General features: G+C 65.9%; 17 protein-coding genes and 3 pseudogenes. 11 read left to right on the top strand and 9 right to left on the bottom strand.

Features of this window, described 5'->3' with window-relative positions; all coding sequences use genetic code 11:
- Nucleotides 1-194 precede the first annotated feature (194 nt).
- Complete coding sequence (locus ACVWY5_RS36655; protein ID WP_028336244.1) at nt 195-875, top strand: alpha/beta family hydrolase; 681 nt, start codon at nt 195-197, stop codon at nt 873-875.
- A 74-nt stretch (nt 876-949) separates the two neighbouring features.
- Nucleotides 950-1,681 carry an aspartate/glutamate racemase family protein gene (locus ACVWY5_RS36650; protein WP_028336245.1) on the top strand — a complete coding sequence of 244 codons (732 nt, stop codon included), beginning with the start codon at nt 950-952 and terminating at the stop codon, nt 1,679-1,681.
- Here ACVWY5_RS36650 and ACVWY5_RS36645 read toward each other — a convergent pair.
- The gene (locus ACVWY5_RS36645) at nt 1,673-2,455 is read right to left on the bottom strand and encodes an SDR family oxidoreductase (protein ID WP_028336246.1); all 783 of its coding nucleotides are present in this window, start codon (nt 2,453-2,455) and stop codon (nt 1,673-1,675) included. The genes ACVWY5_RS36650 and ACVWY5_RS36645 overlap by 9 nt on opposite strands.
- Nucleotides 2,456-2,495: 40 nt before the next feature.
- The gene (locus tag ACVWY5_RS36640; RefSeq protein WP_028336247.1) at nt 2,496-3,470 is read right to left on the bottom strand and encodes a 2-dehydropantoate 2-reductase; all 975 of its coding nucleotides are present in this window, start codon (nt 3,468-3,470) and stop codon (nt 2,496-2,498) included.
- Between the two features lie 180 nt (nt 3,471-3,650).
- Between ACVWY5_RS36640 and ACVWY5_RS36635 the strand changes: the two genes are divergently transcribed.
- The gene (locus ACVWY5_RS36635; protein WP_028336248.1) at nt 3,651-4,448 is read left to right on the top strand and encodes an enoyl-CoA hydratase-related protein; all 798 of its coding nucleotides are present in this window, start codon (nt 3,651-3,653) and stop codon (nt 4,446-4,448) included.
- Between the two features lie 2 nt (nt 4,449-4,450).
- Here ACVWY5_RS36635 and ACVWY5_RS36630 read toward each other — a convergent pair whose 3' ends face one another.
- Nucleotides 4,451-4,714 carry a hypothetical protein gene (locus ACVWY5_RS36630; RefSeq protein WP_038377750.1) on the bottom strand — a complete coding sequence of 88 codons (264 nt, stop codon included), beginning with the start codon at nt 4,712-4,714 and terminating at the stop codon, nt 4,451-4,453.
- 62 nt (nt 4,715-4,776) lie between these two features.
- Nucleotides 4,777-5,661, bottom strand: a complete 885-nt coding sequence (locus ACVWY5_RS36625; protein ID WP_028336250.1) for a LysR family transcriptional regulator — start codon at nt 5,659-5,661, stop codon at nt 4,777-4,779.
- Nucleotides 5,662-5,777: 116 nt separating this feature from the next.
- Between ACVWY5_RS36625 and ACVWY5_RS36620 the strand changes: the two genes are divergently transcribed.
- The 4 genes from ACVWY5_RS36620 (at nt 5,778) to ACVWY5_RS36605 (ending at nt 9,878) form a co-directional block, all read left to right on the top strand.
- On the top strand, nt 5,778-7,139 hold the full coding sequence (locus tag ACVWY5_RS36620) for an FAD-dependent oxidoreductase (protein ID WP_028336251.1): 1,362 nt from the start codon (nt 5,778-5,780) through the stop codon (nt 7,137-7,139).
- A 13-nt stretch (nt 7,140-7,152) separates the two neighbouring features.
- Nucleotides 7,153-8,157 (top strand): ABC transporter substrate-binding protein, encoded by a 1,005-nt coding sequence (locus tag ACVWY5_RS36615; protein WP_028336252.1) that lies wholly within the window; start codon nt 7,153-7,155, stop codon nt 8,155-8,157.
- A 127-nt stretch (nt 8,158-8,284) separates the two neighbouring features.
- On the top strand, nt 8,285-9,058 hold the full coding sequence (locus tag ACVWY5_RS36610) for an ABC transporter ATP-binding protein (RefSeq protein WP_028336253.1): 774 nt from the start codon (nt 8,285-8,287) through the stop codon (nt 9,056-9,058).
- Complete coding sequence (locus ACVWY5_RS36605; RefSeq protein WP_028336254.1) at nt 9,051-9,878, top strand: ABC transporter permease; 828 nt, start codon at nt 9,051-9,053, stop codon at nt 9,876-9,878. Before ACVWY5_RS36610 ends, ACVWY5_RS36605 begins: the two co-directional genes overlap by 8 nt.
- 215 nt (nt 9,879-10,093) lie before the next feature.
- On the opposite strand, the gene gtdA is transcribed toward ACVWY5_RS36605, so the two are convergent.
- Nucleotides 10,094-11,134, bottom strand: a complete 1,041-nt coding sequence (gene gtdA, locus ACVWY5_RS36600; RefSeq protein WP_028336255.1) for a gentisate 1,2-dioxygenase — start codon at nt 11,132-11,134, stop codon at nt 10,094-10,096.
- 106 nt (nt 11,135-11,240) lie between these two features.
- Here gtdA and maiA point away from each other — a divergent pair.
- From maiA to ACVWY5_RS36580, 4 genes and pseudogenes are all read left to right on the top strand, one after another.
- Nucleotides 11,241-11,875, top strand: a pseudogene (gene maiA, locus ACVWY5_RS36595) (maleylacetoacetate isomerase).
- Nucleotides 11,865-12,377, top strand: coding sequence for a MarR family winged helix-turn-helix transcriptional regulator (locus tag ACVWY5_RS36590; RefSeq protein WP_026191972.1), 513 nt, complete (start codon nt 11,865-11,867; stop codon nt 12,375-12,377). Before maiA ends, ACVWY5_RS36590 begins: the two are co-directional and overlap by 11 nt.
- Nucleotides 12,377-12,532: pseudogene (locus ACVWY5_RS36585) on the top strand (3-hydroxybenzoate 6-monooxygenase); the annotation flags it as partial. The gene ACVWY5_RS36590 and the pseudogene ACVWY5_RS36585, both read left to right, overlap by 1 nt.
- A gap of 76 nt (nt 12,533-12,608) precedes the next feature.
- A complete protein-coding gene (locus tag ACVWY5_RS36580; protein ID WP_456671751.1) occupies nt 12,609-13,562 on the top strand; it encodes an FAD-dependent monooxygenase in 954 nt (317 codons plus the stop codon).
- 399 nt (nt 13,563-13,961) lie between these two features.
- Here ACVWY5_RS36580 and ACVWY5_RS36575 read toward each other — a convergent pair whose 3' ends face one another.
- The 4 genes and pseudogenes from ACVWY5_RS36575 to ACVWY5_RS36560 form a co-directional block, all read right to left on the bottom strand.
- Complete coding sequence (locus ACVWY5_RS36575; protein ID WP_028336258.1) at nt 13,962-15,572, bottom strand: benzoate-CoA ligase family protein; 1,611 nt, start codon at nt 15,570-15,572, stop codon at nt 13,962-13,964.
- Nucleotides 15,569-16,700, bottom strand: a pseudogene (locus ACVWY5_RS36570) (FAD-dependent monooxygenase). The gene ACVWY5_RS36575 and the pseudogene ACVWY5_RS36570 overlap by 4 nt, the downstream one beginning before the upstream one ends.
- Before the next feature lie 115 nt (nt 16,701-16,815).
- The gene (locus ACVWY5_RS36565; protein WP_028336260.1) at nt 16,816-17,028 is read right to left on the bottom strand and encodes a hypothetical protein; all 213 of its coding nucleotides are present in this window, start codon (nt 17,026-17,028) and stop codon (nt 16,816-16,818) included.
- A gap of 109 nt (nt 17,029-17,137) precedes the next feature.
- Nucleotides 17,138-17,359 carry a cysteine rich repeat-containing protein gene (locus ACVWY5_RS36560; RefSeq protein ID WP_028336261.1) on the bottom strand — a complete coding sequence of 74 codons (222 nt, stop codon included), beginning with the start codon at nt 17,357-17,359 and terminating at the stop codon, nt 17,138-17,140.
- Nucleotides 17,360-17,397 lie beyond the last annotated feature (38 nt).

The raw sequence follows: 17,397 nt of genomic DNA, 5'->3' as shown, positions 1-17,397 counted from the left end.
TCGCCGAAAAACGAGTTCGCGTTAAGCGTGTGATGCTGTGTGCGCCATCCTACAGTGGCGGCGCTTGGTCTAACAACGGAAATGTTGATTGGCTGTGAGCCAGTTCACTTGCGGCGTTCCCTCCGCGGCGGCATTTGCGCGCATCGAGGCCAGCGGCTAGAAACGACGGCGCAACAATTCTTCGAGATGTCATCTTGAACACGTCAGGCGCGCAGCCGCTCACGATCACGGTCTCGAACCACGGCACGGTGTCCGCGCTGCTGCTGCGGCCGGCGCAGGCTCGTAGCGCCTATGTGTTTGCCCATGGCGCCGGCGCCGGCATGACGCATCCCTCGATGGCCGCGATTGCGGAGGGCCTGGCGGAGCGCGGCATCGCGACATTGCGCTATCAGTTTCCCTACATGGAGAAGGGCAGCAAGCGGCCCGATCCGCCCGCCGTCGCGCAGGCAACGGTGCGTGCCGCGGTGGCGGAGGCCGCGCGTCATTGCGGCGAACTGCCGCTGTTCGCCGGCGGCAAGTCGTTCGGCGGACGCATGACCTCGCAGGCACAGGCCAAGGCGCCGCTCGCCGGCGTGCGCGGGCTGGTGTTTCTCGGCTTTCCGCTGCATCCCGCCGGCAAGCCGTCGAGCGAGCGGGCCAAGCATCTCGCCGAGGTCGAGGTCCCGATGCTGTTCCTGCAGGGCACGCGCGATGCGCTGGCCGAGCTCGACCTGCTCGAGCCCGCGGTGAAGGGGTTGAGTCATCGCGCGACGCTGCATGTGGTGCAGGAGGCCGACCACTCCTTCCATGTCCTCAAGCGATCCGGCCGCAACGACCGCGAGGTGATGGCCGAGGTGCTCGACGCCTTCGCGGCCTGGGTGGCGAAGCATGCGTAAGCAGGCCGGCTTTGCCGCCCTGTGACACCGTCCCGGATTGCGCTCCGCTCCATCCGGGCTACTAATCTCGGCACATGACCAGGATCCTGATCGTCAATCCCAACACCACCGCGTCGATGACCGCGACCATCGCGGCCGCGGCGCAAGCGGTGGCCGCGCCGGGCACCGAGATCGTCGCCGTCACATCTGCGATGGGACCGGCCTCGATCGAAGGCTTCTATGACGAGGCCTTCGCCGTTCCCGGGCTGATCGAGGCGCTGCTGAAGACGCCCGATGCCGATGCCGGCATCGTCGCATGTTTCGACGACACCGGGTTGGATGTCGCGCGGTCGGCGGCGCGCTATCCGGTGGTCGGGATCTGCGAGGCGGCGCTGGTCACCGCCGGGCAGATCGCCAAGCGCATCGGCATCGTCACCACGCTGCCGCGTTCGATCGTGCCGCTCGAGGAGCTGGTGCGCCGTTACGGCTTTGCCGACCGCGCCGTGGTCACCGCCTGCGACGTCGCGGTGCTCGATCTCGAGAAGCCGGGCTCGGGCGCCAAGGCCAAGCTGGAGGCCGAGATCGCGCGGGCGCTGGCCAAGGGCGCGGACGCCATCGTGCTCGGCTGCGCCGGCATGGCCGATCTTGCCCATGAGCTGTCGGTGCAATTCGGCGTGCCTGTGGTCGACGGCGTGGCCGCTGCGGTGAAGCAGGCGGAAGCGCTTGCCGGCCTCAAGCTCACGACGTCGCGTCGCGGTGCTTACGCGTCGCCCGCGGCCAAGGCCTATTCCGGCCTGCTGGAGAAATTTGCGCCGCGGTCAGCCTGACGCCGCCCCGCCATAGATCCGGTCGCGCAGGCGGCGCATGCCGGACAGCCAGCGCTCGCGATTGGTGACCTTGCGCTGCATGTATTCCTGCACCTGCGGATGCGAGAGAATCAGGAAGCGCTCCTCGGCCATCGCCTCGATCACCATGCGCGCGACCTCGCCCGGCTGCAGCACGCCGTCGACGCGCGCGGCACTCGGGCCCGGCGTCGTCATGCCGGTCTGCACCGATTGCGGACAGAGCACGGAGACGCGGATGCCGCGATCGCCATACTGGATGGCGAGATGCTCGGCGAGCGCGACCGCGGCGTTCTTGGTCACGCCGTAAGGCATCGAGTTCAGCGAGGCCAATAGCCCCGCGGCGGATGCGGTGTTGATGAGATAGCCGGAGCCGCGCGCGAGCATGCCGGGCACCAGCGCGCGCGCCGCGAACACGTGGCTCATCACATGCACGCGCCAGCTCACGTCCCAGTCGGCATCGGAGGCGGCCTCCTGTCCCTTGCGCGAGAGCCCGGCATTGGAGAAGAACACGTCGACCGGGCCATATTTGTCCTCGGCCGCCGCGATCAGCGCCTTGATGTCCTCCTCGAGCCCGACATCGGCGGTGACCGCGAGGCCGTCGATATCGCCGGCGACGCTCGCGAGCCGATCGCGCGAGGTCTTGAGATCGGCGACCACGACGCCGCGAGCCCCGGCGTCCGCATAGGCCCGCGCCACTGCTTCGCCGATCCCGCTCGCGCCGCCAGTGACGACGCAGACCTTGTCCTTGACTTGCATGGTTCGATGTCCCTGCTTGTTATCGTGGTGGGCCGGATTGTCAGCCCTGATACAGGCGCTTGTCACGCGCCTTCTGGATCGCGAGCGCGGCCATCAGGTCGAGCATCGGGGTCGAAATGGCGGCTGCGCGGGCGAATGCCGCCGGTGCGCGCACCAGCACATCGATCTCCATGGCGCGCCCGAGTTCGTAATCCTGCAGGATCGACGGCTTGTGGTCCGGCGCCGGCCCTGAGCGGGTGACGCGCTTGACGGCGGGGATATAGCGTGTCGCCACCGCATTGGCCTCGTCGAGCAGGCGCGGGATCACGTCCTGCATGTCGGGGTCGTCGCGGACGCCGCGCGCGGTCAGCCCGGTCAGCAGGCAGAGCACCGACATCGACATGTTGGTCAAGAGCTTCGACCAGATCGTCTCGCGGATCTCGCTGACCTCGGGCGATTCGATCGCGGCGTCGTTGAGCGCCGCACGCAGGGTGGCGATGCGCTCGCTCTGCCGATCGTCGCATTCACCGATCAAGAGGCGGTTGCGGTCCGGCGACAGGTTCGCGACGACGCCGGGCGCGACCACCTCGTTGGAGGAAAAGATCACGCCGCCGATGATCCGCTCCTTCGGGACGGCGCTGCGCAAATGCCCGCCGGGATCGAGGAAGCCGAGATCGGGAATCTGAGGATGCTGCGGCGGCAGGCCGAGATCGTACCACCAGGGAATGCCGTTCTGCGCGAACACGATTGACGTGTCGCGCTGAAGCAGCGGCGAGAGCCCGGTTGCCAGCGCGCCGATGCCGGTCGCCTTCAGCGTGCTGATGACGATGTCTTGCGGCCCCAGATCGGCAGGATCGGCTGAGGCGTTCACCCTGGCGGTGATGCTGCTATCGCCGACCTTCAGCGTCAGTCCGCTGGTCCTCACCGCGTCGAGATGCGGCCCGCGCATCACGCAGGACACATTGTGGCCGGCGCGCGCGAGCCGGACCGCGAAGTGGCTGCCGACGGCGCCCGCGCCGAAAATGCAAATACGCATGAGTGGAACAATTCTCCGCAGCGTGCCCCCGTCAGTTTCCACAAGCGCGGGGCATCGCGCAACCCGTCATGCGCGTGGTGCAGTCGCGCCCGCTCTAAAGTGATGGATCAAGGCGCCTGCTCTCGCCATAGTGCAAGGCTCGTACAAGATAACAGCAATGCCGAACGAGGGAGCAACGTCATGTCGGCCAGCCCAGTCCTGTGGAGCCTCGATGCGCGCGGGGTCGCGACCGTCACGCTGAATCGCCCCGAGGTCAACAATGCCTATGACGGCGCGCTGATCGCGGGCGTGCTGGCCGCGATCGACGATCTCTCGACCAAACCGGTGCGCGTCGTCGTGCTGAAGGGCAACGGCAAGCATTTCCAGGCCGGCGCCGACCTGAAATGGATCAACGGCGTGCGGCCGAAGTCGTTCGAGGAGAACGAGGCGGCATCGCGCGCCACCTTCGAGGCGGTGCAGCGTCTCAACACGTTGCCGGTCCCGACCGTCGCGCTGGTGCAGGGCGGCTGCTTTGGCGGCGGCACCGGCGTGATCTCGGCCTGCGATATCGTGATCGCGGCCGACAACGCGCTGTTCTCGATCACCGAGGTGCGCTGGGGCCTGACCGCGGCGATCATCATCCCGCAGCTCTGTGACGCGATCGGCGTCCGCCAGGTGCGCCGCTACGCGCTGACCGGCGAACGGTTCGGCGCCGAGGATGCCCGCCGCATCGGCCTCGTCCATGAGGTGGTGCCATCAGCCGAGCTCGACAGCGCCGGCGCCAAGGTCGTCGAGCAGCTGCTCGGCAATGCGCCGGATGCGATGGCCGAGACAAAGAAGCTCGCGATGGAAAGCTCGTTCGGCGGCATGGGCGTGGACGATGACGCTTACAAACGCCTCGTTCATCTGCATTCGGCCAAGCGGCAGACCGCGGAAGCTGCCGAAGGGCTTGCATCCTTCGCCGAGAAGCGCGCGGGGCGGTGGGGCGGCGGCGCGTAGGCTCAGCAGCCGCGGCAGATGCCGCGCATGCTGCGATAGACCTCTTCGTCGTCACGGCGCATCAGCTGCAGCTGATCGAACGTCTTCGATTCGCTCGACCGCGTCACCGGCGGCTCGGGCTTGCGCTTCGCCGCAAGTTCCTGCTCTTGCCGATGGTAGCAGGCCTCGCGCTCCGCCTTGGCCTCAATGAAGCGGCAGGTCTCGATCGCCGCCGCGGGCGTCGCAACGATGATGAGACCAAACGACACTGAGATCGGGAGTTTCAAGCGGGCGATCCTTTCGCGTCCTTGTCTCAGGTCGGCATGCCAACGGCAAGGCCGGCGTCGCATCACAGCGGCTGCGACAGCGATTTTTTCAATGTCTTCAGCAGCGCCTGCACCGCGGCGGCATCGATGCGGCGCTCGGGAACGGCGGCCTTGACCCACAATTCCGGAATCGGAAAGTCGGTTAGTACCGGTTGCAACGCGCCGTCGCGCAGCGCGTCCGCGACCAGATAATGCGAGAGCAGCGCAACGCCGTTGCCGGCGATCGCGCTTTGCGTCAGCACGCGGCCTTCGTTTGAGCTCAAGATGGGGCGGACCTGGATATTGATGCGGCCGCGCGGTCCCTCGAACGGCCATTCCGGTCCGGTCGGCAGAAAGCTGAGGCAGCGATGGTCGACCAGGTCGCGCGGATGCTTCGGTATGCCGTGCGTCTTCAGATAGGCCGGCGAGGCGCACACGAGGCGCGGCAGCCGGCACAAGGGCTCGTCGACCACGCCGCCGAAGGAATGCGGGAAGGCGCCGATCGCGAGGTCGAAACCTTCGGTCACCGGATCGACCGGACGATCGATCATCACGATCTCGAGCTTCACGCTTCCGTTCTGCTTCTGGAAAATCGTGAAGGCGTCGGCGAGCCGCGCCACCGTCAGCGAGGTCGGCGCCTTGACGCGCAGATGATCGGAGAGGTCGCGCTGCTTCTCGCCCATCCGCGACAAGAGATCGCCGACATCGGCAACCACCCCACGGGCGCGATGCACATATTGCTGCCCGGCCTCGGTCAGCCGCAACTGGCGGGTCGAGCGGTGGAACAGGGGGGTGCCGATCCGCTCCTCGAGCTGCGTGACGCGCTTGGCGACGACGGAAGTCGCGACATTGAGCTTGCGCGCAGCGGCAGAGAAGCCGCCGGCATCGGCGGTGGCGAGGAAGGCTTCGAGATTGACCAGCGTATCCATCTGCCTTGCTCGAGCCTTTCTCGATTCGCGAAAGCTGATTACATAATTTGATGGATTGTACTGCAATATGCATCAATTCATAGTTGGCCCAATCAACTTTGTTCAGGGCGGAAATGATGCGAGCGAGCACGATCGAAGAGCCTGCGCGGCAGGTCCCGGTCTATGGCGAATATGACGTGGTGGTGCTTGGCGGCGGGCCGGCCGGTATCGCGGCAGCGGTCGGCGCGGCACGTGCCGGACGGCGGACGCTCCTGATCGAGCGTTACGGATTTCTCGGCGGCATGGGCACCGCAGCCGGTGTGACCAACTTCTGCGGATTGCACGCCAACATCTTCGGCGAGATGCACCGCGTGGTGCAGGGTATCGCCTCCGACCTCTTGGCGCGGATCGACCGGCTCGGCGGGCTGAACGCGCCGCATCTGATCCTCGGCAAGATCCTTGCGCAGGCCTACGACACCGCGGCCTACAAGATCGCAGCCGACGATCTGCTCGCACATCACAAGGTCGACATTCTGTTCCACGCCCTCGGCGCCGGCGTCGTCATGGATGGCGCGCATATCCGTGCGCTGATGGTGGAAACCAAGGCCGGCCGGCAAGCGGTGCGCGCCAGCATCTTCATCGATTGCTCCGGTGACGGCGATCTCGCGGTGTGGGCCGGCGCGCCCCATGAGGTCGGCGATAATGCCGGCGGCATGCTCTACCCCTCGATGATGTTCCGCCTCAACGGCATCGATCCGGCGAAGGCCGGCGATGCGTGGCGCACCATCCCGGCGCTGATGGCTGAGGCCGAGGCCGCCGGCACCCACACATTCCCGCGCAAGTCGGCGATCGTGCGGCCGCAGAAATCGCAGATCGAATGGCGGGTGAATTTCACCCAGGTGACGCGGAGCGATGGCGGCGCCATTTCCGGTATTGATCCTGATGACATGACGCGCGGCGAGATCGAGGGCCGCCGCCAGGCGGTCGAGGCGTTCAAGTTCCTGCGCACGGTGCCGGGCTTCGAGAATTCCTACATCGTCGATCTGCCGCCGCAGCTCGGCATCCGCGAGACGCGGCGTGTGATCGGCGGCTACATGCTGTCAGGCGAGGACGTGCTGGGCTGCGCCTCGTTCGAGGATTCGATCGGCGTCAATGGCTGGCCGAAGGAATCCCATGTGCCGGGCGATGTGATCTTCGAGTTTCCGCCGATCCCGGAGAGCCGCGGCTATAACGAGCTGCCGTACCGCATGCTGGTGCCGGAGGGCGTCGACAATCTCCTGGTCGCCGGCCGCTGCGCCTCGATGACCCATGAGGGGCAATCGGCGGCGCGCGTCTCCGGCGCCTGCTTTGTGATGGGCGAGGCGGCGGGAACCGCAGCCGCGCTCGCGCTGTCGGGCAATACGATTCCGCGCGACATTTCCGTCGAAAAGTTGCAACAACAGCTCGGCACACAGGGCGCGTTCATCGGCCGCGATCAGGCCGTGCCTGCAGCATTGTAAGTGGAGGACGGCAATGAAGGGTTGGGCGCGGCTCGCACTCGCGGGTCTCCTGGTGTGGGCCGCGAGCGGTCTCGCGCGGGCCGACGATCTTCTGAAGGCGAAGATCGGCGTGCTGCGACTGTCGTCCTCGGCGCCGGTGTTCATCGCGCAGGACAAGGGCTATTTCCGCGACGCCGGTCTCGACGTCGAGCTCAAATTCTTCGACGCGGCGCAGCCGATCGCGGTCGCGACCGCGTCGGGCGATGTCGATTTCGGCATCACCGCCGTCACCGCGGGGCTCTATAATCTCGCCGGCAAGGGCACGCTGAAGGTGATCGGCGGCATGAGCCGCGAGAAGGCCGGCTATCCCCTGATCGGCTATTTCGCCAGCAACAACGCCTATGCCGCCGGCCTCAAGACGCCGAAGGATCTGGCGGGCAAGCGCGTCGCGGTGACCCAGGTCGGCTCCAGCTTCCATTATTCGCTCGGCCTGCTGGCCGACAAATACGGCTTCAAGCTGTCCGAGGTGAAGGTGGTGCCGCTGCAGTCGCTGTCGAACGCGGCCGCGGCGCTGAAGGGCGAAACCGTCGACGCCGCGCTGCTGCCGGTCTCGACCGCGCGGACGCTGATGGATTCCAACGGCGCGAAATTGCTCGGCTGGGTCGGCGACGAGACGCCGTGGCAGTTAGGGGCCATCTTCGCGTCGCCGAAGGCGCTGACCAACGCACCGCTGGTGACCAGGCTGCTCACCGCGCTCACCCGTGCCGACCACGAATATCACGACGTGATCCTGACTGCGATCAAGGACGGTGTGGCGCCGATCAACGACAAGACCAGGCCGCTGCTCGAGATCATCGCCAAATACACCAACCTGCCGGTCGCGCAGGTGGTCGGCAATTGCGCCTATATCGATCCTGACGGCAAGCTCGACCTGAAGAACCTCGACAACCAGATCAAATGGCTGCAGGGGCAGGGCTTCGTCGACAAGGGTTTCGATGCCAATGCGATCATTGCCAAGGACTATGTGAAAGCGGATTGATGTCGAGCCGCAACGAACCGTCATTGCGAACGAAGCGAAGCAATCCATCGCGCCGCATATGCGGATGGATGGATTGCTTCGTCGCTTCGCTCCTCGCAATGACGAGCTCCATTGCGAGTGACGCACCATGGACCTGATCGCCGACCATATCAGCCATCGCTTCGGCGCGCTCGACGTGCTCGACGATGTCTCCTTCACGGTGCGCGCCGGCGAGATTGTCGCGATCGTCGGTCCGTCCGGCTGCGGCAAGAGCACGCTGCTGTCGATCCTTGGCGGCCTGCTGCGGCCGGCTGCAGGCGCGGCCGAGCTGCGCGGCGCAGCGCCGGCTGATAGCCTCAATCCGCTGACCTTCGTGTTCCAGGACTTTGCGCTGCTGCCGTGGAACACGGTCGAGGAGAACGTCGCGTTTCCGCTGCTGCATACGGGCTTGAGTGCCGGCGAGCGCCGCGCCGTGATCGACGATGCGCTGCGCCGCACCGGGCTCTCGGATTTTCGCGCGGCCTATCCCAAGCAGCTGTCCGGCGGCATGCGCCAGCGCGTCGGCATTGCGCGGGCGCTCGCGGTTCGCCCCGCGATCCTGCTGATGGACGAGCCGCTGTCGGCGCTGGATTCGCAGACCCGCGAGCTCCTGATGGAGGATTTCGTGCGTCTGCTCGCCGACGGCGCGATGGGCGCGGTCTATGTCACGCATAATCTCGAGGAAGCGGTGCGGCTCGCCGATCGCGTCGTGGTGCTGTCGCGCCGCCCGGGCCGGATCCGGGAAATCGTGACCATCCCGATGACGCGCGCCGAGCGCGGCACGATGGACGCGCGCGGGCCGATGGCTGCGCTGCAAAGCGAGCTGTGGTCGTTGATCCGGAAAGAAGCGATCGATGCCGAGCGCGAGGTCCAGCATGCTTGACCGCGCGCCGCGGGAAGCGAAAGACCAATCGGCGGAGGCGACGCGCCCGGTCGCGTTTCGCGGCGCCGGCTTTATCCCCGGCGGCAGCCGCCATGCCGGCTGGATCGCGCTCGCGCTTGTGATCGCGGTCTGGCAGCTCGCCGGCAGCGCAGGGTGGGTGAACCCGCTGTTCCTGCCGGCGCCGTCTGCGATCGCTGTCGCGATCTACAAGCTCGCGATGTCGGGCGCGCTGTGGCAGCACTTGTCGTGGTCCATCATGCGGATCGGCACCGGCTGGCTCATCGGCACGGCCGCCGGCGTCGTCGTCGGCTTCGCGATCGGGCTGTCGACCATGGCGCGCGGCGTCGGCATCACATTCATCTCGGCGCTGTTTCCGATTCCGAAGATCGCGCTGCTGCCGTTGCTCATTCTGTGGCTCGGGATCGGCGAGGAGCCGAAGATCGCGACCATTGCGCTTGGCGTGTTCTTCTCGACCGCGATCTCGGTCTATAGCGGCGTCGATGCGGTACCGCGCAACCTGATCCGGATGGCGCAGAGCTTCAACGTGCCGTTCCACGCCATCGTGCGCCGCGTGATCTGGCCGGGCGCGCTGCCCTCGATCCTCGCCGGCTTCCGCATCACCGCGTCGGTCGCACTGCTGCTCGTCGTCAGCGCCGAGATGATCGGCGCGCAATACGGCATCGGCGCCTTCGTGCTGCAGGCCGGCAATCTGATGCAGACCGATCAGCTGCTCGCCGGCGTCGTGATCCTGTCGCTGTTCGGGCTTGCGGTGGGGAAGCTGATCAATTTGCTCGAGACGCGGTTGCTGCACTGGCGGTGAAGGCAACCTGCCGGCCCGCAACACCACTGTCGTCCCGGCGCAGGCCGGGACCCATAACCACAGGGCGTGATTGTTAGAACAGGCTGGGGCCGCAGCGTCTTTAACCAACCGAGCGCGGTGGTTATGGGTCCCGGCCTTCGCCGGGACGACGAAACTTACGCGCTCCCCCTGTCCCGGCGAAACGGGTCGCGCTTCGCTTGCCCGGGACGACGGGGTTACGCGTTGCCCCTGTCCTCGCGGAACAGGTCGAGCTTCTGCTGCACCGGGCGGTCGGAGAACGAGAACAGCACGGAGTCGGCATCGGCCTCGTGGGTGACCCAGTGCCAGCTCGGCACCACGAACAAATCGCGCGGTCCCCATTCGAAGGTCTGGTCGCCGATCCTTGTGCGGCCCTTGCCCTCGATCGCGGCGAACACGGTCGCATCGGTCGCGCGATAGCGCGCGGTCTTGAAACCCTTCGGCAGCAGCTGAATGAAGGTGCCGATGGTCGGCATCGCGAAATCGCCGGTCTCGGGGTTGGAGAATTTCAGCTTCAGCCCGTGGCAGGCGTCCCACTCGTCGCCGACCTTGGCCTTCTCGAGCGCCTCGCGGGTGTATTCATAGGGATAGTTGAAGATCGGCGAGGTCTTCGAGGTCCGCTTCTGGTCGATCGGCAGCAGATTGTGGCCGTAGCGCGCGAAGCTCGCGCCGGCCGGTTTGGAGATCGACTGCTGGTCCTCCTTTGCGCCTTCGGCAAACGAACAGTCGAAGAACTGCACCATCGGGATGTCGAGTCCGTCGAGCCAGAACATCGGCTCATTGGTTTCGTTGGAATGATCGTGCCAGGTCATCGACGGCGTGATGACGAAGTCGCCCGGCGACATCGCGGTGCGCTCGCCGTCGACGGCGGTGAACGCGCCCTTGCCCTCGAGCACGAAGCGCAGCGCCGATTGGGCATGGCGATGGGCGGGGGCGATGTCGCCCGGCACCACCATCTGCACGCCGGCGAACAGCGAGGTCGTGATCTTGGACTGGCCGCGCAGGCCGGGATTTTCCAGCACCAGCACGCGGCGCTCGGCTTCCTTGGCCGTGATCAGCTTGCCGGCCTCGTTCATGTACTCGCGGATCTGGTCGAACTTCCATAAGTGCGGACGGCAGGCGCTTTTCGGCTCCGGCGTGATCAGATCGTTCATCACGTTCCACAGCGCCGAGAGGTTCTGGCCGTCGATCTTCCTGTAGAACGCCTCGCGCTCAGGGGTCTTCTGCACGGCTTCCATGGCAAGCCTCCCATCATTCTTGTCGGTGCAATTTAATTGACAGTATACTGACAATATGGCTAGCGTCAATCAACCAAGCCAATAGGGAAATGCAAGGGAGGTTCCGATGAAGCTGCATGGCTATTTCCGGAGCAGCGCGTCCTACCGGGTCCGGATCGCCCTCAATCTGAAGAGGCTCACCTCAGAGCATCTGCCGCATCATCTGCGCAAGGGCGAGCAATGTGCGCCGGCCTATCTCGCGATCAATCCGCAGGGGCTGGTACCGACGCTGGAGAGCGACGCCGGCGCGATCCTCACCCAGTCGCTCGCGATCATCGAATGGCTCGACGAGACCAATCCCAATCCGCCGCTGCTGCCGAACGATCCGCTGCGGCGCGCAAAGGTGCGGGCGTTCGCGCAGGCGATCGCCTGTGACACGCATCCGGTGCAGAATCTGAAGGTGCTGGCGCGCGGCTGCGTCAGCTCGGCCTGCCCGAAGAGCAGGTGACGGAATGGGCAGCCTGGGCCAATCGCGAGGGACTGTCGGCCTGCGAGACGTTGATCGCGGCGGAGTCCGGCCCATTCTGCTTTGGCGACCAGCCGACGCTTGCCGATCTCTGTCTGGTGCCGCAGCTCGCCAATGCGCGGCGTTTCGGCGTCGACGTCTCGGCCTATCCGCGCCTGCTCAAGGCCGAGACCGCGGCCAAACAGGTCAAGGCGTTTGCCGACGCCGCCCCGGACAAGCAGCCCGATGCCGAATAACAAGCCAACGCCCGTCACGATGGACGCGGTCTACACCGCGCCCGGCTACCTGTTCCGGCGGATGCAGCAGATCGCGGTCGCGCTGTTCATCGAGGAGTGCAAGGCGTTCGACCTGACGCCGGTGCAATATGCCGCGCTGGTCACGATCTCGACCCATCCCGGCATCGACGCCACAAGGCTCTCGGCGGTGATCGCGTTCGACCGCTCCACGCTCGGCAACGTGATCGAGCGGCTGCAGGCCAAGGAGTTCATCGTGCGCAAGCCGGCGCCCGAGGACAAGCGCGTCAAGCTGCTCTATCTTACCAAGGCTGGCGCGGCGGTGCTGAGCGACATCATGCCCTCGGTCGACAAGGCACAGGCGCGGATGCTGCAGCCGCTGAAGCCAGCCGACCGCAAGACGTTGCTGGCGCTGTTGACCCAGCTCGTCGACCTCAACAACGAGGCGTCGCGGGTGCCGCTGCGCGCCGAGGATGCGCTCGAACATCTCGGGAGGTCGGGCTGATGGCGGAGACGAGACCTGTCCTGATCGCGGGTGGCGGCATCGGCGGCCTTGCCGTGGCGCTGGGCCTCGCGCAGAAGGGCATCCGCTCCATCCTGCTGGAGAAGGCTGCCGCGCTCGGCGAGATCGGCGCCGGCATCCAGCTCGGCCCGAACGCGTTCCACGCCTTCGACTATTTCGGCGTCGGCGAGGCCGCGCGCAACATGGCCGCTCTATATCGATCAGCTCCGGCTGATGGATGCGCTGACCGCCGACGAGATCACCCATATCGATCTCGGCGACGCCTTTCGCGCGCGGTTCGGCAATCCCTATGCCGTGGTGCATCGCGGCGATCTGCACGGCGTGTTCCTGCGCGCCTGCCAGAACCACGAGCTGATCGAGCTACGCGTGTCCAGCGAGGTGACGGGCTACGAGCAGGATGGTTCGTCGGTGACCGCTACGCTCGCGAGTGGGGAGCGCATCGGCGGCCGCCTCCTGATCGGCGCCGATGGCTTGTGGTCGAACATCCGCAAGCAGGTCACGGCGGACGGTCCGCCGCGCGTCTCCGGCCACACCACCTATCGCTCGGTGATCCCGACCGAGCAGATGCCGGAGGACCTGCGCTGGAACGCGGCGACGCTGTGGGCCGGTCCGAAATGCCACATTGTGCATTATCCGCTGTCGGGCTGGAAAGTGTTCAACCTCGTTGTCACCTATCACAACAATGCGCCGGAGCCGGTTGCCGGCAAGCCGGTCTCCGAGCAAGAGGTGATGAAGGGTTTTACCCACGTCCATGAGCGGGCGCAGAACATCATCCGCCACGGCACCAACTGGAAGCTCTGGGTGCTGTGCGATCGCGATCCGAACGAGCGGTGGATCGACGGCCGCGTGGTGCTGCTCGGCGACGCCGCGCATCCGATGCTGCAATATTTTGCGCAGGGCGCCTGCCAGGCGATGGAGGACGCGGTCTGCCTGTCGCACATGCTGGCCAGTCACGATGACCAGACAGCGGCGCTCGAAGCCTACAGCGCGCAACGCTTCCCGCGCACCGCGCGCGTGCAGCTGATGTCACGCGCGATAGGCGAACACGTCTACCATCCTTCAGGCGAACACGCCCGCATCCGCAACGCGATCATGAGCGCGAAGTCGCAGAACGAATGGTGCGACGATATCGCGTGGCTGTATGGCGGGACAGGGCTAAAGGCGTAACTGCCCGGCGGTCGACGCAAGAGACGCGGTCGCTGTATTCTCCGACGTCGTCCCGGACAAGCGAAGCGCGATCCGGGACCCATAACCACCGAACGCGGTTGTTATGGCAGGCTGGGGCCCCAGCCTTCGCGCCGCAAATATTTGTGGTTATGGGTCCCGGCTTTCGCCGGGACGACATTGAAACGCCTTGCTGTATGGCGGGACGGGGCTGGGTGGCTAGCTACTTACTCGTCGTCCCGGACAAGCGAAGCGCGATCCGGGACCCATAACCACCGAAGGCTGTTGTCATGGCGGCTGGGGCTCCAGCCGTCGCGCCGCAAATATTTGTGGTTATGGTCCCGGCCCTCGCCGGGACGACATTGAATGTGAGGTGACGTTGTCGCACAAGGGTACGCGCCCTCACATCCGCATCACTGCCTGCCGGTCGATCTTGCCGGTGCCGGTCTTCGGCAACTCGTCGATGAATTTGACTTCGCGCGGATATTTGTACGGCAACAGCTTTGTCTTGACGTAGTCCTGCAGCCGCCGCGTCGCTTCGGCCGTGTCGAAGCCGGCCTTGTTCATGACAACCACGGCGCGCAGCGTCATGCGCCGGTCCGGCAATTCGGCGGCGTAGACGGCACATTCGCGGACGTCGGGGTGATCGGCGAGGCAGAGCTCGACCTCCAGCGGATAGACCCACTGGCCGGAGATCTTGATCAGATCGTCGGCGCGGCCGCGGAAAAAGTGGAAGCCGTCGCTGTCGCGCATGAAACGGTCGCCGGTGTAGATCCAGCCGTCCTCGCGCACGGTCTCGGCGGTCTTGTCCGGCCGGTTCCAGTACAGCGGCGTCGCGGAGTCGCCGCGCACCCACAGGATGCCTTCCTCATTGTCGGCGACCTCGCGGCCATCGCTGTCGCGCAGCTTGACCTCGTAGCCGGGCACGCGCAGGCCGGCGGCGCCGAGCTTCTTTCGCTCCGCGCGGTTGCTGAGATAGACGTGCAGCACTTCGGTCGAGCCAAGGCCTTCGATGATCTCGAGCCCGGTGAGCCGCTTCCAGCCATTGAAGACGTCGGCCGACAGCACCTCCGCGGCCGAGACCGCCATCCGCAGCGAAGAGAAATCGGCGGTGTCAGCGCCTTCGGCCTTGGTCAGCGAGATGTAGAGCGTCGGCAGGCCGAAGAACACGGTCGGCCGATATTGCCCGATCGCCGCGAAGATCGCGGCCGGTTTCGGCTGGCCCGGCAGCAGCAGCGTCGCGGCGCCGACCGAGAAGGGAAACGTGATCGAATTGCCGAAACCATAGGCGAAGAAGATCTTCGGCACCGAGAAGCTGATGTCACCGGGCGAAAGCTTCAGCACGTTGCGGGCAAAGGCGCGCTCGCTATAGGCCATGTCGTGCTGCAGATGCACGATGCCCTTGGGACGGCCGGTCGACCCCGACGAATACATCCAGAACGCCATCTCGTTGCGGTGCGTGTCGGCCGCGTCGAGCTCGGTCGGAAATCCTTGCAGCCAGTCGCCGGCCTCGCGCGTTTCGGCAGCCGCGTGATCACCGGCGGCGCCATTGACCACCACCAGCGTGCGCAGCGGCGTGTCCCTGCAGGCTTCCGCGTTGAAGCGCGCACAGAATTCGGCGTCGGTGACCGCGACCTGCGCGCCGGCGTCGGACAGGTAGAATTGCAGCAGCTCGGGCGTCGTCAGCGTGTTGATCAAGAGCGGCACGAAGCCGGCACGTACCGCGCCGAAGAATGCCGCCGGATAGGCCGGGGTGTCGTCGAGGAACAGCAGCACGCGGTCGCCGCGCTGCAGTCCGAGCGACCGGAAGGCGTGGCCCCAGCGTGCGGCCTCAGTGCAGAGCTCGCGATAGGTCCGCGTGCCGGCCGGGCCGGTCAGCGCCAGGCGTTCGGCATTCCCGTTACCGAGATTGTCGAACAGGATGCGGCTCGCATTGTAGCGCTCGGGGATCGTAAAGCCGATCTCGCGCGCACCGGGATTGTCCAGCGGAACCTGGTCGGCGATCCCGGTCATGATTGTCCCTTTGCGGCTGCGTAGCGGGCCATGAAGGCGGGCGACATCGCGCGCAGCCGCGCGTCGTCGATCCGGCCGGAGCGGGTGATGTAGCTGTAGGCGAAATCCATCAGGTCGAGCGTCATGTGCGCCGGGAAATGCTCGTACCAGTCGGCGCTGGTCCGCGCCGCGGTGACGAGCTTCTTCACGATCGGCTTGCGCTCGCTTTCGTAGCGCGCGAGCGCGGCGCCGATGCCGCTCTCGGTCTCCAGCGCCTTGGTCAGCGCGATCGCATCCTCGATCGCAAGCCGCGTGCCCGAGCCGATCGAGAAATGCGCCGAATGCAGCGCATCGCCGATCAGCACCATGTTGCCGTGCGACCAGCGCTCGTTCCAGATCCACGGGAAATTGCGCCACACCGATTTGTTCGAGATCAGCCGGTGGCCGTCCAGCGCCGCGGCGAATATGTCTTCGCAAATCGCCTGCGACTCTTCGATGCTCTTGTCGGCGAAGCCGTAGGCCGCCCAGGTCGCCGCGTCGCATTCGACCAGGAAGGTGCTCATGTCCTTCGCATAGCGGTAGTGATGGGCGTTGAAGCTGCCGCGGTCGGTTGCCACGAAGGTCTGCGACAGCGTCGCGAAGGTTTTCGTGGTGCCGTACCAGGCGAACTTGTTTGAGGAATGCGAGACCGACGCGCCGAAGGCGGCCTCGAAGCCGCGGCGGACCATCGAGTTCAGCCCGTCGGCGGCAACGATAAGGTCGTAATCCCCGATCTGGTCGACCGATTGCATCACGGTGTCGAAGCGCGGCGTGACGCCTGTGCTGCGGACGCGCTCTTGCAGGATCGTCAGCAGCGCCAGCCGGCCGATCGAGGAGAACCCGACGCCGTCGATCTCGACGCTCTCACCGCGCAGATTGAGGGTGATATTCTTCCAGCTCTCCATAAGCGGGGCGATGGCGTCGACCGTCTCGGGGTCGTCGGCGCGCAGGAAGTCCAGCGCCTGTTCGGAGAACACCACGCCGAAGCCCCAGGTGGGCGCCGGCCGCGTTCTGCTCGAACAGGTCGATCTCGGCGTCGGGATGACGCTTCTTCCAGAGATAGGCGAAATAGAGCCCGCCGGGCCCTCCGCCGATCACGGCGATCCGCAACGTCTGCCTCCCAGATTGACAGTGTACTTACAATTTGGGTCCAGACTAATCGCCCTCCGGCGGGAACGCCAGAGGGAAAATGCGCGCGGCGACTAGCCGCGTGGGGCTGAAAGTTTCAGTAGCAGCGGCGGACCTTGACCCCGCCGACCCATACCCAGCGGCAGCCGGCGGCGACGGGTTTGCGGGCGACGACCGCACCGTTGGGACCGGCGCAGCCGGCGCGATAGACGCCGCGCGCACAGACGGCCGCGTTGGCGTCGGAAGACTCGAAGGTCATCGTCGCGGCAAAGGACAGCAGAGCCGCGGCGATCAGCAATATTGAACGCATGAAATTCCCTCTCCCGGGTGAGGCATGGTTGGCGTGTTGGTGACAACAAGGTGCTACGGCTCCGTGCCCGGCAAATCGCCGGGCACATGTCGTCTCACCGCCGGCGCGGCTATTTCTTTTCCGCTTCCGCCAGCACCTTCTTGCAGGCGGGCGCCAGCTTGTCGCTCTGCTTGGCGAGACAGGCGATGATGCGGCCGCCGCCGGGCGTCACGCTCTTGCAGAACTTCTCGTAGTCGCCCATGCAGGCGTCGCGTTGCGCGGTGGTCAGCTCCTGGGCGTAGACGGCGGTTGCGCCGCAAAGCAGCGCGGCGGTCAGGACGATACGCAGCATTGTTCGCTCCCTTCTCCGGTCTCTAGCGTGACAACAGG

It is taken from the genome of Bradyrhizobium sp. USDA 3256 (genome assembly GCF_054058275.1).
The sequence above is the reverse complement of the archived record's forward strand: the minus strand, read 5'-3'. Positions and strand labels throughout refer to the sequence as shown.

Excerpts from the sequence above, each read along its gene's own strand:
- ACVWY5_RS36590 (WP_026191972.1), top strand. The coding sequence starts at position 11,865 with ATGCCGAATAACAAGCCAACGCCCGTCACGATGGACGCGGTCTACACC.
- ACVWY5_RS36645 (WP_028336246.1), bottom strand. The coding sequence starts at position 2,455 with ATGCAAGTCAAGGACAAGGTCTGCGTCGTCACTGGCGGCGCGAGCGGG.
- ACVWY5_RS36605 (WP_028336254.1), top strand. The coding sequence starts at position 9,051 with ATGCTTGACCGCGCGCCGCGGGAAGCGAAAGACCAATCGGCGGAGGCG.
- ACVWY5_RS36625 (WP_028336250.1), bottom strand. The coding sequence starts at position 5,661 with ATGGATACGCTGGTCAATCTCGAAGCCTTCCTCGCCACCGCCGATGCC.
- ACVWY5_RS36635 (WP_028336248.1), top strand. The coding sequence starts at position 3,651 with ATGTCGGCCAGCCCAGTCCTGTGGAGCCTCGATGCGCGCGGGGTCGCG.
- ACVWY5_RS36615 (WP_028336252.1), top strand. The coding sequence starts at position 7,153 with ATGAAGGGTTGGGCGCGGCTCGCACTCGCGGGTCTCCTGGTGTGGGCC.
- ACVWY5_RS36610 (WP_028336253.1), top strand. The coding sequence starts at position 8,285 with ATGGACCTGATCGCCGACCATATCAGCCATCGCTTCGGCGCGCTCGAC.
- ACVWY5_RS36650 (WP_028336245.1), top strand. The coding sequence starts at position 950 with ATGACCAGGATCCTGATCGTCAATCCCAACACCACCGCGTCGATGACC.
- ACVWY5_RS36575 (WP_028336258.1), bottom strand. The coding sequence starts at position 15,572 with ATGACCGGGATCGCCGACCAGGTTCCGCTGGACAATCCCGGTGCGCGC.
- ACVWY5_RS36640 (WP_028336247.1), bottom strand. The coding sequence starts at position 3,470 with ATGCGTATTTGCATTTTCGGCGCGGGCGCCGTCGGCAGCCACTTCGCG.
- ACVWY5_RS36565 (WP_028336260.1), bottom strand. The coding sequence starts at position 17,028 with ATGCGTTCAATATTGCTGATCGCCGCGGCTCTGCTGTCCTTTGCCGCG.
- ACVWY5_RS36620 (WP_028336251.1), top strand. The coding sequence starts at position 5,778 with ATGCGAGCGAGCACGATCGAAGAGCCTGCGCGGCAGGTCCCGGTCTAT.
- gtdA (WP_028336255.1), bottom strand. The coding sequence starts at position 11,134 with ATGGAAGCCGTGCAGAAGACCCCTGAGCGCGAGGCGTTCTACAGGAAG.
- ACVWY5_RS36580 (WP_456671751.1), top strand. The coding sequence starts at position 12,609 with ATGGATGCGCTGACCGCCGACGAGATCACCCATATCGATCTCGGCGAC.
- ACVWY5_RS36560 (WP_028336261.1), bottom strand. The coding sequence starts at position 17,359 with ATGCTGCGTATCGTCCTGACCGCCGCGCTGCTTTGCGGCGCAACCGCC.